The sequence below is a fragment of the Cupriavidus sp. DF5525 genome, assembly GCF_040149425.2.
In the GTDB taxonomy this organism is placed as follows: Bacteria; Pseudomonadota; Gammaproteobacteria; order Burkholderiales; family Burkholderiaceae; genus Cupriavidus; species Cupriavidus pickettii_A.
In genome coordinates this window covers 991,985-1,005,869 of sequence record NZ_CP168266.1, presented here as the reverse complement: position 1 = coordinate 1,005,869, position 13,885 = coordinate 991,985, and the positions used below count along the sequence as shown (strand labels likewise).

The following is a 13,885-nucleotide window of genomic DNA, read 5'->3' as shown; positions in this document are numbered from 1 at the left end:
AAGCAGTCTCTCCGCCACCCGTTTGGCATAAGTGGTTATTGCAGCGACTCCAGCTTCAGAATGAAGGGCGATTCACTGTGCTCGTCGGGGTCGAACTGGGAGCGCTGGGTGAAATTAACGTGCTTCCCATACACGTGAAGTGACAGCGTGACCTGATCGGATTCATTCCGTACGCTGTGGATCGTGCCGGCAGGCATCGCGAGCACGTCGCCGGGACGGAATACCTTTTCCCCACTCTGGCGCAGCTCCGCGTAGCCTGGACTCGAGCGGTCGTCCGTCCGCTGCCAGAACACATTCTTCTCCGGTCCGTCCACGCCCACAACGATCGCCCAGGTGCCATGATCGTGCGGCGGTATGCCACGCCCGGGAAGCCAGCTCACGGTGAACACCGCGAGCGTATGGTCCGGCTCCTCGTGAAGCAGGTGCACGCCGTAACCCTGGCCGCTATCCGCCTGGTAGTGGCGCGGATCGCGCCAGGAGCCGGAAAGCGCAAACCGTTGCGCGAGCGGCCGCAGCGTCGCAAGAATCCCATGCTCATCACGCCCTTCATGCGCGGTGCGCCGCAGGTCAGTGACGAACTGGTCAAGAGAGTACGCATTCTCTTTCATCATTCCTCCTTCGCCTCGCGGAGGTTGTGGCTGCCGATCCTGGCATGACCGATGTCAACACTAAAGGCCTGCTAAACTATTCTTCGGCACCGCAGAACGTAACCGCATTTCAGCCCCGACCGCCATTTACCCACCTTTTGCGGGCATCCCCAACCGACTGACAGCTTCAGTCTGTGCCCGGAGCGGGCGAACTACAAATGAATTCCGTGCGAAGAAATATTAGCCACACTTAACTTTCGTGCGCACCCTTGACCTGGAGCTTCTCCGTACCTTTGTCGCGGTCGCCGACGGCGGGAGCTTTGCCTTTGCGGCCGAGCAAGTGCACCGCACACAATCCGCCGTCACGCAGCAGATGGCCCGCCTCGAAGCGCAACTCGGCGTGGCGCTGTTCCAGAAGGTCGGCCGCTCGAAGCGGCTGACCGAGCCCGGCGTGCGACTCCTGGACTATGCGCGCCAACTGCTCGCGTTGAACGAAGAAGCGCTGGAATCTCTGGCGGCCCCGGACCTGCGCGGGCCACTGCGCATCGGAAGTCCTTACGACGCCGCAGAGTTCTTGCTGCCGCCCTTGCTCGCGCGCTTTTCGGCGCTCTATCCACATGTGCAGATCGAGGTGCATCCCGCCCGCGCGGCCCACCTGCTGCAGGCGCTGAAGCGGGGGGAAATCGAGATCAGCCTCATTGCAATGCCGGAAGGCATGGTGGATTCCGCGCACCCCCACGTGCGCTTGCGAACCTCGCCGATGGTATGGATGGCCGCCGCCGAATACGTGCACGATCCGTCGCAGCCCGTGCCCCTGGTCTTGCCCAACGAGCCTAGCAACTACCGCGCGACGGCGCTTGCCGCGCTGGATGCGCACCATATCCCCTGGCGCATTCGACACGTATCCACTTCGCTCGCGTTCGGCGGCTTGCGTGCTGCCCTGCGCGCGGGTCTGGGGGTGACAGTAAGGGCGATCGAAATGCTTGCCCCCGAACTACGGGTCCTGGGGGAAGCCGAAGGGCTGCCACGCCTTCCCGACCTTTGTTTTGATCTCTATCTGCGTGACTGGCGAGTAAGTCCGCCCGCAAAGCAGTTGTTTGAGGCGGTGGGTGGCAGCGGAGTCCGGCAGACTATCCAGTCGCGACGGACCCGTGCCAGGTGGCATGTCACTTAGGGGCCAACCGCCCCTTATTCCCCACTGGTCCACTCGACCTGCACGCCGAGGCTGCGCAGGTTCTCGACGAAGCGCGGGTGCGCGCGGCGGATCGGCGCGGCGTTGCGGATCTCGGAGCGGCCATCGATGCTGGCCGCGACCATGAACAGCGCGATCGCGACCCGGATGATGTACGGGCTCTCGACCACCGCCGGCGTCAGCGGATTGCCGCCGAAGGTGATCAGCCGGTGCGGGTCCGACGAGAACACGTGCGCGCCGAACTTCGACAGCTCGCCGGTCCAGCCGAGCGCGCCGTCGTAGACCTTGTTCCAGAACATCGCATTGCCCTGCGCGCGCACGCCCAGCGCGATGAAGATCGGCAGCAGGTCGACCGGGAAGTACGGCCACGGCGCCGCCTCGACCTTGGTCAGCACATTGCTGGTGAAGGGCGTCTGCACCTTGAGCGGACCCGGCCGTAGCGCGCGCGACCAGCCGTCCTCGTGCACCACCTGTACGCCGAACTTGGCGAATGTGCGGTCGATCAGCGGAAAGTTGCCGGGCGTGCTGTTGCGCACCACCACGTCACCGCCGGTAATTGCGCCGAGCGCGAGGAAGGTGGTGATCTCGTGGAAGTCCTCCTCGAAGGTGAACTCGCCGCCGCGCAGCCGGGCCCCGCCGCGCACCGTCAGCCGCGAGGTGCCGATGCCGTCGATGTCGGCGCCCATCATCGCCATGAAGCGGCAGAACTCCTGCACATGCGGCTCCGAGGCGGCGTTGGTCAGCGTCGATTCGCCTTCCGCAGCGGCCGCGCACAGCACGAAATTTTCGGTAGTGGTCACCGACGCATAGTCGAGCCAGTGGTGGGTCGGCTTCAGCGGGCCGCCGCTGCGCACCAGCAGCGAGCCGCTGGCGCGCTCCACCTCGCCGCCGAACGAGCGGAAGATGTCGACGTGCGGATCGATCTCGCGCACGCCCAGCGTGCAGCCCTTGACGTTGTCTTCGAGCCGCGCCACGCCGAAGCGGGCGAGCAGTGGCGGCACCAGCATGATCGACGAGCGCATTTCCTCGGGCAGCCGGTGCGTGGCGGCGTCGAATGTGGTGTCGCGATGGTGCAGGTCCAGCGTGCCGGTCGCGTCATCCAGGTGAACTACACTGCCCAGCGTGCGGAAAATATCGAGGATCTTGCGGACATCCGTGATGTCCGGAACGCCATGCAGCCGCAGAGGCTGGTCGGTCAGAAGCGTAGCGCACAGCACCGGCAGCACCGCGTTCTTGTTGGCCGAGGGAATGATGCGGCCGCGCAGGGGCGTGCCACCGTGGACGATGAGGTTGGACATGGGTGAGGCGGGCAAGTGACGGGAACGGCAAATCGGGGAAACGCGTCCGGCATTGTACTGTTCTCGCGCAACGGCCCCCCCGATCTGTCGTGAGCCATCCTGAGCAAAAAAAAAAGCGCCAGTCCCCGAGGACTGGCGCAAATTCCCTTTCCTACCCTTCAGGCCGCTTCTTCGCGCAGCTGCTTCTTGTTGATCTTGCCCACGCTGGTCTTGGGAATCGCTTCGACGAAGGCGATGCGCTCAGCCTCAGGCACCGCGTACTTGCTGATTCGGCGTGAATCCACATGCGCCATCAGCTGATCGCGGATCTGCTCGGGCTTGACCTCGGCACCCGCCTTGCGCACCACAAAGGCCATCGGCCGCTCCCCCCACTTCGCATCCGGCACGCCGATCACCGCGCATTCCTGCACGCCGGGCACTTCCGTGATCAGGTTCTCCACCTCGATCGAAGACACCCACTCGCCGCCGGTCTTGATGACGTCCTTGATACGGTCCACGATCTGCACGAAGCCGTCCTCGCCCATCACCGCAACGTCCTGGGTATGCAGGAAGCCGCCCGACCACAGGTCTTCCGACGCTTGCGGCTTGCCAAAGTAGCCCTTGGTCAGGAACGGCGCGCGCAGCACGATCTCGCCGCGGCTCTTGCCGTCGCGCGGCAGGTCGCGCATGTCTTCGCTGACAATGCGGTAATCCACCATCGTCACCGGACGGCCGGTCGAGCAGCGCATGCGGACTTCCTCGGCGCGGTCCTTGGGCGTACAACCCGGCGGAATCTGGGCCAGCGACACGATCGGGCCGGTCTCCGACATGCCGTAGCCGGCGAAGATATCGATGCCGCGCGCCAGCGCCGCCTCGCACAGTGCGGGCGGCAGCGCCGAGCCACCGATGATGATCTTCCAGCCCGACAGGTCCGTGGCGCCGTCCTGCGCCGACTGTAGCAGCATTTGAAGAATGGTCGGCACGCAGTGCGAGAACGTGACCTTCTCGGTCTCGCGCAGCCTGAGCAGCGCGTCCGGCGCGTAGCGACCCGGCAGCACGGTACGCAGGCCCAGCATCATGGCGATGTACGGGATGCCCCATGCCAGCACATGGAACATTGGTGTGATCGGCATATAGACATCTTCACGGTGCATGCGCTGGCCCTCGCGGGGCGAGCACAGGCTCGTGGCCGATGCCAGCGTGTGCAGCACGATGTCGCGGTGGCTGTAGCAGACGCCCTTGGGGTCGCCGGTGGTGCCGGTGGTGTAGAAGGTGGCGGCCTTGGTGTTCTCGTCGAAGTCCGTGAAGACGAAATCGGGCGAGGCGGCTTCCACTAGCGCCTCATACTCGCCCGCCAGCGGCAGCGTCAGCGCCGGTGCGTCCTGGCCGTCAGCCATCAGCACGAAGCGCGGGTTGCAGGTCAGCTCGCCGCGGATCTGCTCGAGCACCGGCGCGAAATCCGGATGGAACAGCACGATGTCCGCGCCGGCGTCGTTCAGCGTGTACAGGATCTGCTGGGGCGACAGACGCACGTTCACCGTGAACAGCGTCGCGCCCATCATGGGGACGCCGAAGTAGCATTCCAGGTAGCGATGGCTGTCCCAGTCCATCACCGCCACGGTGGTGCCGTGCCCGGCGCCGAGCGAAGTGAGCGCCGAAGCCAGCTTGCCGATGCGGCCGCGGAAATCGCGGAAGGTGTAGCGCATCTGGCCGCGGTAGCTGATTTCCTGGTCGCCGTAGAGGCTGACGGAGTTGATCAGGAGCTGCTTGACCAGCAGCGGGTAAGCGTAGGCCGACTGTGCGGCCGTAATCAGGTTGTCTTGCATTGCTGTGTTGTCTTGCGTTGCCGTGGCCGGGGAATCAGTACGTCTTGCTGCCGATAATGCCCGCGCGCTCCATCTTGCGGTGGCATGGCGGATAGTCCATCACGGCGTAGTGCTGGGTAGCGGTGTTGTCCCAGATCGCCACGCAGTTGGGTTCCCAGCGCCAGCGCACCTGATACTCGGGGATATACGCCTGGCTGACCAGGTAGCGCAGCAGGTCGCCCGCGCCCGGATTGGCGTCCTGGCCGGAACGCACGCGGTCAGGCGTGTGGTAGTTGGTGAAATGCGTGGTGAAGGCGTTCACATAAAGAACCTTCTCGCCGGTATCGGGGTGCGTGCGCACGACAGGGTGTTCCGCATCCGGATACTGGGCCTTCAGCGCCAGGCGCTTCTCGATCGGCATCGCCGCGCCGAAGGAGGCCTCGATGCTGTGGCGCGCGCGCAGGTCGGCAATCTGCTCCTTGATGTGCGCAGGCAGCCGTTCATAGGCAAGCGCCATGTTTGCCCACATGGTGTCGCCGCCTACCGGCGGGCATTCCACGCAGCGCAGCACGGCGCCGAACTGCGGGGCTTCGCGCCACGTGGTATCGGAGTGCCAGGCGTTCTCGTAGCGGTCGTTGGGCTGGTCGGGGGTCTTGTAGATGCGGACCAGGCCCGGGTGCTCGGGATCGCTGCCGGCGACGGGATGGTCTTCCAGTTCGCCAAAGCGCTGCGCAAAGGCGACATGCTCGGCACGGCTGAACTGCTGGTTGCGCAGGAACAGCACGCGGTGCTTCAGCAGCAAGGCTCGGATCTCGGCAAACAGGCCGTCGTCGCGGATCGCATCGGCCAGCTCGACGCCGGTCAGCTCGGCGCCAAGCGCGCAGGTGATTTGTTGGACTTGCATGGCGTTGCCTCAGATAACGAAAATCGACGAGCCCGTGGTCTTGCGCGACTCCAGGTCCTGGTGTGCCTGCACCGCATCCTGCAGGGCATAGCGCTGGTTGATCTCGATGCGGATACGGCCCGCGCCCACGTGATCAAACAGTTCCCCGGCCAGATCGGCCTTCTCTGCGGGATCGGCGATGTAGTCGGCCAGGGCCGGCCGGGTCAGGAACAGGGAGCCTTTCATGGCCAGCAGCACTGGATCGAACGGGGGAATCGGGCCCGAGGCGGTGCCTACGCACACCATCGTGCCGCGCCGCTTGAGCGAATCCAGCGACGCCATGAAGGTCGACTTGCCCACGCTGTCGAACACCACCGACACGCCGACACCATCGGTCAGCGCGCGCACCCGCTCGGCCACGTCTTCATGGCTGTAGTTGATGATATGGTCGCAGCCGTGCGCGCGCGCCACCTCGCCCTTGGCTTCGGAGGAAACCGTGCCGATCACGGTGAGGCCCAGCAGCTTGGCCCACTGCGAAACGATCAGGCCCACGCCGCCGGCAGCGGCATGCAGCAGGATGCTGTCGCCTTCCTTGAAGGCATGGATGCGGCGCATCAGGTAAGCCGAGGTCAGCCCGCGCATGGTCATCGCGGCCGCCGTCTCGAAGCTGATCGTTTCCGGCAGGCGGATCAGCGGTGCAGCGGGCACCAGGCGGGCGGTACTGTACGCGCCAAGCGTATTGAGGAACCCGGTGTAGGTCACGCGATCGCCGACGGCAACATTGGTGACGTCCGGGCCGATCGCCTGCACCACGCCAGCCGCTTCCACGCCCATGCCCGAGGGCAGCGGCACGCGGTAAGTCCCGTTGCGGAAATACGTATCGGCATAGTTCAGGCCGACCGCCACGTGGCGGATGCGTACCTGGCCGGGGCCGGGGTCGCCTACTTCAGTGCCTTCATAGCGCAGTACTTCCGGCCCGCCGATCTCGTACATCCGGACAATTTTTTCCACAGCGTTGGTCTCCTTGGTCAGGCGCGGCACAAGGTGCGCCGCGTATGGAAGCCAATGTAGAACCGGGAGCGAAGCGGTGCTTTGCAATAGCTTCCATCCACTTTGCATTTCATGCCAGGCGGGCCTATCATCCGCTGCGAGACAACGCTGGCGCACCTTTGCGGGCAGCCGGGACAAGAACAAGGAGACAGGTTTGGAGACGCTGGTGCGTGCGGCTGCACTGACCAACTTCTTTGAAGTGGCTGCAGAAATCGGCCTCGACCCACAGCCGCTGCTGCGCGCGGCCAAACTGAGCCGCGCCCTGCTGGCCGACCCGGACCAGCGCATTCCGGTCAATGCCTGTGCCAAGCTGCTGGAAGCCGCCTCCGAGGCGACCGCCTGCCCGACCTTCGGGCTGCGCATGGCCGAATCGCGGCAGCTCTCCGACTTTGGCGTGATGAGCCTGCTGATCAGCCAGCAAGCCACGCTGCGCGACGCGCTGGCCACCATCATCCGCTACCGGCACCTGGTCAACGAATCGGTCGCCATCCTGCTGGAAGAGGCCGGAAAGGCCGTCACCATCCGGCAGGAAGTCGTGCTGGATGCACCCTCGCGGCAGGGCACCGAGCTCGCCATCGGGGTAGTGTTCCGGCTCTGCCGGGCACTGCTGGGCCCCCAGTGGCAGCCGCTCAGCGTCAACTTCACGCACTCGGCGCCCGCCGACCTGCGCGTCCACCGCAGGCTGTTCGGCTGCCCGCTGGCGTTCGACAGCGAGTTCAACGGCATCGTCTGCCTGGCGGCGGACCTGGACGCGCCGAATCCGACCGGGGATCCGGCCATGGCACGCTATGCGCAGCGCTTTGTCGACACCTTGCCGCGCGTGAACGAGCCGTCCATTGGCCGTGACGTGCGCAATGCGGTCTACCTGATGCTGCCGATGGGCCGCGCCACCTCTGAAGCCGTGGCCCAGGGACTTGGCCTGAGCCTGCGTACCATGCAGCGCCAGCTCGATGAAGCCGGCGAGACCTTCACGGACATCCTCAATGAAGTCCGCCGCGAGCTGGCGCGGCGCTATGTGGAGAACCCGCAATACTCATTGCTGAACGTGTCCGAGTTGCTGGGCTATGGCTCGGCAAGTTCCTTCACGCGATGGTTCTCCGCCCAGTTCGGTGCGTCGCCGGTGGCGTGGCGGCGCAAGCATGTGGCGAATGTGCCGGCGTCCAGGCAGGGTGAAGGTTGAGGCGACCTAACGCGCCTCCGCCGCCGCGAGTTTGCCGTCCAGCGCCGTCAGGATCTGGTACGCGGCCTTGATACGGGCGGCCACCGGGAAGTTCTTGTTCGCCAGCATGACGATGCCGATTCTCTGCGCGGGAACAAAGACCACATAGGCCCCAAACCCGTTGGTCGACCCGGTCTTGTTGACCAGCACATCGGCCTTCGCCGTCCGCGGCGGATCCAGCCTGTTCACCTTGTTCGCCGCGAAAACGACCTGCGTGGAACTCCCGGCAAGCAGGCTATCGACCCTCGTCGGATAGTCATACATCTCCCATCCCAGCCCCTGCATCATGTCGCCAACCTTGAAATACCCGGTATGCGTGCCGGCGATCGCACGTTGCAGGGTGTCGTCCAGCCCTGCGCCGTTCATATTGGCCTCGACAAAGCGGATCATGTCGGCCGCGGTGGTCTTTACGCCGTAGGCTTCTGAATCCAGTACGCCGGGCGAAACCCGGGTCGGCTTGTCGTCCTTGGTGTAGCCAGTGGCGTAGTCGGCCATCCTGGCCTGCGGCACCCTGATATAGGTGTGCTTCAGGCCCAGCCCCGGAAACAGGGTTTTCTCCATCAGGTCATCGAACGGCTGGCCCATGCTTTGGGCAGCCAGGTAACCAAACAGGCCGATGCTGGGATTCGAATAACGCCGATGGGTACCGGGGGCGTAGCTCGGGCGCCAGTCCTTGAAATAGGCGACCATTTTCGCCTGGTCGGTGACGGCCTCCGGGAATTGCAGCGGCAAGCCGCCGGCCGCATACGTGCCCAGGTCGAGCAGGCTGATCGCGTCGAAGCTGCTGCCGGCAAGCGCAGGCAGGTATTTGCTGGCCTTGTCGGACAGCGACAGGCTGCCGCGCACTTGTGCGTAGGAGGCCAGCGTCGCCGTAAACGTCTTGCTGATCGAGCCGATCTCGAAAATCGTGTTCTCGGTGACTTTCTTGCCGCCGGACTTGGAGGCGACGCCATAGCTGTAGAAATAGTGCTTGCCGCCGACCGTGACGGCGACCGCCATGCCGGGAACGTTGTTGGCCTGCATGACGGGGCGGATGGTGGCGTTCACGGTGCGCCCGATCTGGCTTTGCGCGCTGCTGTCGGCAGCGTGGGCGCTGGCCTCGCAAAGAGTGGTGGCGAGGACGGCAATGCTTGCGGTGAGAATTTTTTTCATATCAGGCACTTGGACCTTGGGTTCAGGCTGGTCCCGGCGGGGGCCGGCGGCGACTGGGAAACGACGAACGGGGGCGAGCAAATATAACGAGGACTGTACATCTTCCGCAAACAACAAAATCTTGCGCAAGCTCTCAGACGAAGAATTTGGGAATTGGCAGGGACCGCGCCGGCCATCCGCGCCGCCTGTCCCCCGCCGCGAGGCATCCCGGTACCGCGGGCTCCCGATGCCGGATCGTCGCCTCAGCCCAGCTTCACAAGGTTCAACCCGGGCAGCGGCCCGCCAGGAAACTGGACGAGCCGCCCTCCCACCTCCAGCTTGCCAAGGTCGATGCCGAAGAACCCGAGCCGCTCGACCAGTGCCGCCACCTCGGCCTTGGCGCCGTCGTCGTCGCCGGAATAGAACAGCACTCGCTGCCCGCCATCCTCGCGCGGATCGCCCGTCAGGAATTCGGGCCGCAAGTGGTTGAACGCCTTCACCACGCGCGCACCCGGCACCAGCCCGGCAACGATCTCGCTGGACAGCCGCCCGTGCAGTTCAGCGGGACGGAACAGCGGCGCTTCGATCGGGTTGTTGGCATCAATGACGATGCGTCCGCCAAAGTCTGGCAGCCCCGCCAGCGCCTGCGGCAGCCGCGACCAGTTCACCGCGACCAGCACGATGTCCTGCGCCGCGGCTTGCTCGCGCGTGCCGGCGCGCACGGACGGGCCGATCTCCTGTACCAGGTCCTGCAGTGTTTCAGGGCCGCGGCTGTTGGCAATCACCGCCTTGATGCTGTGGCGCGCCAGTGTACGCGCGAAAGCCGTGCCGATGGCGCCGGCGCCGATGATGCCGATGGTCTTGTCGCTCATGATGATTCTCCGGTGCAGGTCTGGGAGCCGTTCAGGCCGTGAAGCCGCCGTCGGCGACGATGTCCGCGCCGGTCACGAAGGACGCCTCCGGGCCGGCCAGGAAGGCGACCACATTGGCGATCTCGTCCGGCTGGCCATAGCGGCCGATGGCGATGCCGGGGCCGACGATCTTGCTGACCGGGCCGCCATCGGGGTTCATCTCCGTATCGGTCGGGCCGGGATGGACGGTATTGACGGTGATGCCGCGGGGTCCGAGGTCGCGCACCAGGCTGCGGTTGAAGCCGGTGATCGCGCCCTTGGTCAGTGTGTACAGCGACGCCGTCGGAAAGGCCGCGTAGCGCGTCATCGACGAGCCGATGTGGATCACGCGCCCGCCCGCCTTCATACGGCGCACGGCCTCCTGCGTGGCCACGAAGACGCCGGTCACGTTGACGGCGATCATGCGTTCATAGGTGTCGAAGGCGATGTCCTCGATGGCGCCACCGAGGCCCAGCCCGGCGTTGTTGACCAGGATGTCGAGGCCGCCAAAGGCCTCTGCCGTGGCGGCCACGGCGGCGCGCACTGCCGCGGGGTTGCCGGCATCGGCTTCGATCGCGATGGCGCGGCCGCCCGCTGCCTCGATCTCGCGGACCACGGCGCTGGCCTTGTCGGCCGAGGCGCTGTAGGTCACAGCCACGGCGGCACCGTCGGCGGCCAGCCGGCGGGCGATGGCGGCGCCGATCGAGCGCGAGCCGCCGGTAACGAGGGCGGTCTTTCCGGCCAGCGGGAGGTTGTGGTTTGCAGTCATTGTTCGAACTCCGTTGTGTGAAGGGGTGAACGGAGTATGGGCGGCGGATTGCGGCTTGATTAGTGAGGAATGGCTGGAATGATTTTCAAGTGATGGTGTAATCTGGTTGGCATGGAAACCCTGGCCAACCTTGAATCCTTCGTTCGCAGCGCGGAAACCGGCAGCTTCTCCGCGGCCGGCCGGCGGCTGGCGCTGACGCCCGCAGCGGTCAGCCGCAATGTGGCCATGCTGGAGCGCAACCTGGGCGTGCGCCTGTTCCAGCGCTCGACGCGCAAGCTGACGCTGACGGAGGCCGGCGAGCGCTTCCTCGCGGCGATCGGCGGCAATCTTGATGCGCTGCAAGCGGCAATCGCGGGCGCCTCCGGTGACCAGGGCGAACCCGCCGGCGTGCTCAAGGTCAGCCTGGCCCCGACCTTCGGCGTGACTCACGTGATGCCGCTGCTGCCGGCGTTCCTGGCCCGCTATCCTGCCATCCGGCCCGAATGGCATTTCGAGAACCGCGCCGCCGACCTGATCGCCGAGGGCTATGACGCCGCCATCGGCGGCGGCTTCGAGCTTGCGCCCGGGCTGGTCTCGCGCACGCTGGCGCCCGCGCATATCGTCGCCGTGGCTTCTCCCAACTACCTGCGCGGGCGCACCTTGCCGACCAACCCCGCCGGCCTCGCGCAATTCGACGGCATCGTGATGCGCTCCACGCGCACCGGACGCGCGCGGCACTGGGCCATGCGCGATGCGGCCGGAACGGAAGCCGCCACGGCACTGCCCGAGCGGATCGTCGTCAACGACCCGGCCGCCATGCGTGAAGCCGCGCTGCTAGGCCTTGGCGTAACACTGCTCGCCGTGCCTGACGCACTGCCATGGCTGGAGCGTGGCGAGCTGGTGCGCCTGCTGCCGCACTGGTATGCCGATGCAGGCGCGATCTCGCTCTACTACCCGACGCGCACGCTGCTGCCGGCCAAGACGCGCGTCTTTATCGACTACGTGGTCGAGGCCTTCCGCCGCGAACGGCTGGCCGAGCGCTTTGCCGGCAGCCTGGGCTAGAACATTTTTGTCTGACGCCAGCGTCATCGTTCTGTCATCCATCCCGGCCAGAATGCGCAGGTCATTCAAGCCAGGGAGTCGACATGACGCACGCAATCGAAGTCCTCGGGCTTTCCAAATCGTTCCGCGCGGACCGCAAGGCGCTTGACGATGTCACGTTGCACATCGCGCCAGGCGAGATGGTCGCCCTGCTGGGTGCATCGGGATCGGGCAAGTCCACACTGTTGCGCCACGTAGCCGGCTTTGTCGCAGGCGGCGCTGGCGAGATCCTCGTCAACGGCCGCCACGTGCAGCGCAATGGCCGGCTGGCCGGCAATGTGCGCAAGGTACGCGGCGAGATCGGCTTTGTGTTCCAGCAGTTCAACCTGGTGGGCCGCCTTCCGGTCATCACCAACGTGCTGGTCGGCATGCTGACCCGTATCCCCAAATGGCGCAGCCTGCTGCGCATCTTCAGGGCCGATGAAATGCAGGCCGGACTCGATGCCCTTGCGCAAGTTGGTATAGACGACTATGCGTTTCAGCGTGCCTCGACGCTCTCCGGCGGCCAGCAGCAACGCGCGGCTATCGCCCGCACGCTGGTGCAGAACGCTCGCGTGATCCTGGCCGACGAGCCGATCGCTTCGCTCGATCCGGAATCGTCGCGCCGCGTGATGTCGCTGCTGACGCAGATCAATCGCACCCGCAAGGTGGCGGTGCTGGTGTCGCTGCACCAGGTGGATGTGGCGATGCGCTACTGCCCCCGCGTGGTGGCACTGCGCCACGGCAAGGTGGTCTACGACGGCCCCTCCGCGGCGCTGACGCCGGCCATGCTGCGCGATCTCTATGGCACCGAGGCCGACGAACTGCTGCACGATTCCGTGCCCGAAGCGAATGAAGCCGCCGCGGCCATGCCGGCGCCGGCGATGGTCACGATGAACCTGGCGGCGGCGTGAGCAGCCACTGAGCGGCCACTGAGCACCCACCCGACCGCAGCCTTACCCCCAAGCCTTTCCCAACCGGAGTTGTCCATGCTTCGCAGAACCTTTATCGCCGTCGTGGCATCGGGCGTGGTCGCCCTGCCCGCCTTTGCGCAAGACGCCAAGAGCCTGAGCATCGGCTTTATCTCGACGGAATCGTCGTCGAACCTGAAGAGCGCCTGGCAGCCGCTGATCGACGATCTCAGCAAGACGCTGGGCGTGCCGGTCAAGCCGTTCTTCGCGTCCGACTACGCCGGCATCATCGAGGGCATGCGCTTTAACAAGGTGCAGATCGCCTGGTTCGGCAACAAGTCGGCGATGGAAGCGGTGGACCGCGCCAACGGCGAGGTCTTTGCCTCGGTGATCGACAAGGACGGCAACCCGGGCTACTGGTCGCTGCTGATCGTCAACAAGGATAGCGACCTGAAGAGCGTCGAAGACGTGATCAAGCGCGGCAAGGACCTGAGCTACGGCGCCGGCGATCCCAACTCCACCTCGGGCACCGCCGTGCCGGGCTACTACCTGTGGACGGCAAACAAGGTCGAGCCCAAGACGCTGTTCAAGGCCGTGCGCATCGGCAACCACGAAACCAACCTGCTGTCGGTGCTGAACAAGCAGGTCGACGTGGCGGTGAACAACACCGAGAACCTGGAGCGCTACCGCATCAACACGGGCAAGAATGCCTATGACCAGGTGCGCGTGCTGTGGAAGTCGCCACTGATCCCGGCCGATCCGATGGTCTATCGCAAGGACCTGTCGCCCGAGCTGAAGAAGAAGATCCAGACCTTCTTCGTCAACTACGGCAAGGGCGTCGACGCCGCGCGTGAAAAGCAGGTGCTGGCCACGCTGACCTACCAGGGCTTCCGCGCCTCGGGCGACGCGCAACTGGTGCCGATCCGCCAGATCGAACTGGCCCGCGAGAAGGCCAAGATCGAAACGGACACCACCCTGGCCGCCCCCGACAAGGAAAAGCGCCTGGCCGATGTCAGCCGCCGCCTGGCCGAGCTGGACAAGGCCGCCGCCACCAGCGCGCAATAAGCCTCACCCCGCAGGGGCCCGGCGCGTTGCCGGCCCCGCGTCGTCTT

At 65.5% G+C, this 13,885-nt stretch carries 13 protein-coding genes; 5 read left to right on the top strand and 8 right to left on the bottom strand.

Going from position 1 to position 13,885, the window contains the following annotated elements; all coding sequences use genetic code 11:
- Positions 1 to 35: 35 nt before the first annotated feature.
- Entirely contained in the window at positions 36 to 611 is a 576-nt protein-coding gene (locus tag ABNX08_RS25875; RefSeq protein ID WP_349605947.1) for a cysteine dioxygenase family protein, read from the bottom strand.
- 235 nt (positions 612 to 846) lie between these two features.
- Here ABNX08_RS25875 and ABNX08_RS25870 point away from each other — a divergent pair, with 235 nt between their 5' ends.
- Positions 847 to 1,761 (top strand): LysR substrate-binding domain-containing protein, encoded by a 915-nt coding sequence (locus ABNX08_RS25870; RefSeq protein WP_022538547.1) that lies wholly within the window; start codon positions 847 to 849, stop codon positions 1,759 to 1,761.
- Positions 1,762 to 1,775: 14 nt separating this feature from the next.
- On the opposite strand, the gene ABNX08_RS25865 is transcribed toward ABNX08_RS25870, so the two are convergent.
- From ABNX08_RS25865 to ABNX08_RS25850, 4 genes are all read right to left on the bottom strand, one after another.
- Positions 1,776 to 3,077, bottom strand: coding sequence for a UDP-N-acetylglucosamine 1-carboxyvinyltransferase (locus ABNX08_RS25865; RefSeq protein WP_041681774.1), 1,302 nt, complete (start codon positions 3,075 to 3,077; stop codon positions 1,776 to 1,778).
- Between the two features lie 158 nt (positions 3,078 to 3,235).
- Positions 3,236 to 4,882, bottom strand: a complete 1,647-nt coding sequence (locus tag ABNX08_RS25860) for a fatty acid--CoA ligase (RefSeq protein ID WP_022538545.1) — start codon at positions 4,880 to 4,882, stop codon at positions 3,236 to 3,238.
- 34 nt (positions 4,883 to 4,916) lie between these two features.
- Positions 4,917 to 5,765, bottom strand: a complete 849-nt coding sequence (locus ABNX08_RS25855) for a TauD/TfdA family dioxygenase (RefSeq protein ID WP_022538544.1) — start codon at positions 5,763 to 5,765, stop codon at positions 4,917 to 4,919.
- A 9-nt stretch (positions 5,766 to 5,774) separates the two neighbouring features.
- Positions 5,775 to 6,755, bottom strand: coding sequence for a quinone oxidoreductase (locus tag ABNX08_RS25850; protein WP_022538543.1), 981 nt, complete (start codon positions 6,753 to 6,755; stop codon positions 5,775 to 5,777).
- A 193-nt stretch (positions 6,756 to 6,948) separates the two neighbouring features.
- Between ABNX08_RS25850 and ABNX08_RS25845 the strand changes: the two genes are divergently transcribed.
- Positions 6,949 to 7,974, top strand: coding sequence for an AraC family transcriptional regulator (locus ABNX08_RS25845; protein WP_022538542.1), 1,026 nt, complete (start codon positions 6,949 to 6,951; stop codon positions 7,972 to 7,974).
- 6 nt (positions 7,975 to 7,980) lie between these two features.
- Here the strand turns inward: ABNX08_RS25845 and ampC are convergent, their stop codons facing one another.
- The 3 genes from ampC to ABNX08_RS25830 all read right to left on the bottom strand — a co-directional run bounded on the left by ampC (position 7,981) and on the right by ABNX08_RS25830 (position 10,803).
- Positions 7,981 to 9,165 carry a class C beta-lactamase gene (ampC, locus tag ABNX08_RS25840; RefSeq protein ID WP_022538541.1) on the bottom strand — a complete coding sequence of 395 codons (1,185 nt, stop codon included), beginning with the start codon at positions 9,163 to 9,165 and terminating at the stop codon, positions 7,981 to 7,983.
- A gap of 242 nt (positions 9,166 to 9,407) precedes the next feature.
- Complete coding sequence (locus tag ABNX08_RS25835; RefSeq protein WP_022538540.1) at positions 9,408 to 10,016, bottom strand: NADPH-dependent F420 reductase; 609 nt, start codon at positions 10,014 to 10,016, stop codon at positions 9,408 to 9,410.
- A 31-nt stretch (positions 10,017 to 10,047) separates the two neighbouring features.
- Entirely contained in the window at positions 10,048 to 10,803 is a 756-nt protein-coding gene (locus ABNX08_RS25830; RefSeq protein ID WP_022538539.1) for an SDR family oxidoreductase, read from the bottom strand.
- 111 nt (positions 10,804 to 10,914) lie between these two features.
- Here ABNX08_RS25830 and ABNX08_RS25825 point away from each other — a divergent pair, with 111 nt between their 5' ends.
- The 3 genes from ABNX08_RS25825 to phnD all read left to right on the top strand — a co-directional run bounded on the left by ABNX08_RS25825 (position 10,915) and on the right by phnD (position 13,838).
- Positions 10,915 to 11,844 carry a LysR family transcriptional regulator gene (locus tag ABNX08_RS25825; protein WP_022538538.1) on the top strand — a complete coding sequence of 310 codons (930 nt, stop codon included), beginning with the start codon at positions 10,915 to 10,917 and terminating at the stop codon, positions 11,842 to 11,844.
- A gap of 83 nt (positions 11,845 to 11,927) precedes the next feature.
- Positions 11,928 to 12,776, top strand: a complete 849-nt coding sequence (gene phnC / locus ABNX08_RS25820; protein ID WP_022538537.1) for a phosphonate ABC transporter ATP-binding protein — start codon at positions 11,928 to 11,930, stop codon at positions 12,774 to 12,776.
- 75 nt (positions 12,777 to 12,851) lie between these two features.
- Positions 12,852 to 13,838 (top strand): phosphonate ABC transporter substrate-binding protein, encoded by a 987-nt coding sequence (phnD, locus tag ABNX08_RS25815; protein ID WP_022538536.1) that lies wholly within the window; start codon positions 12,852 to 12,854, stop codon positions 13,836 to 13,838.
- Positions 13,839 to 13,885 lie beyond the last annotated feature (47 nt).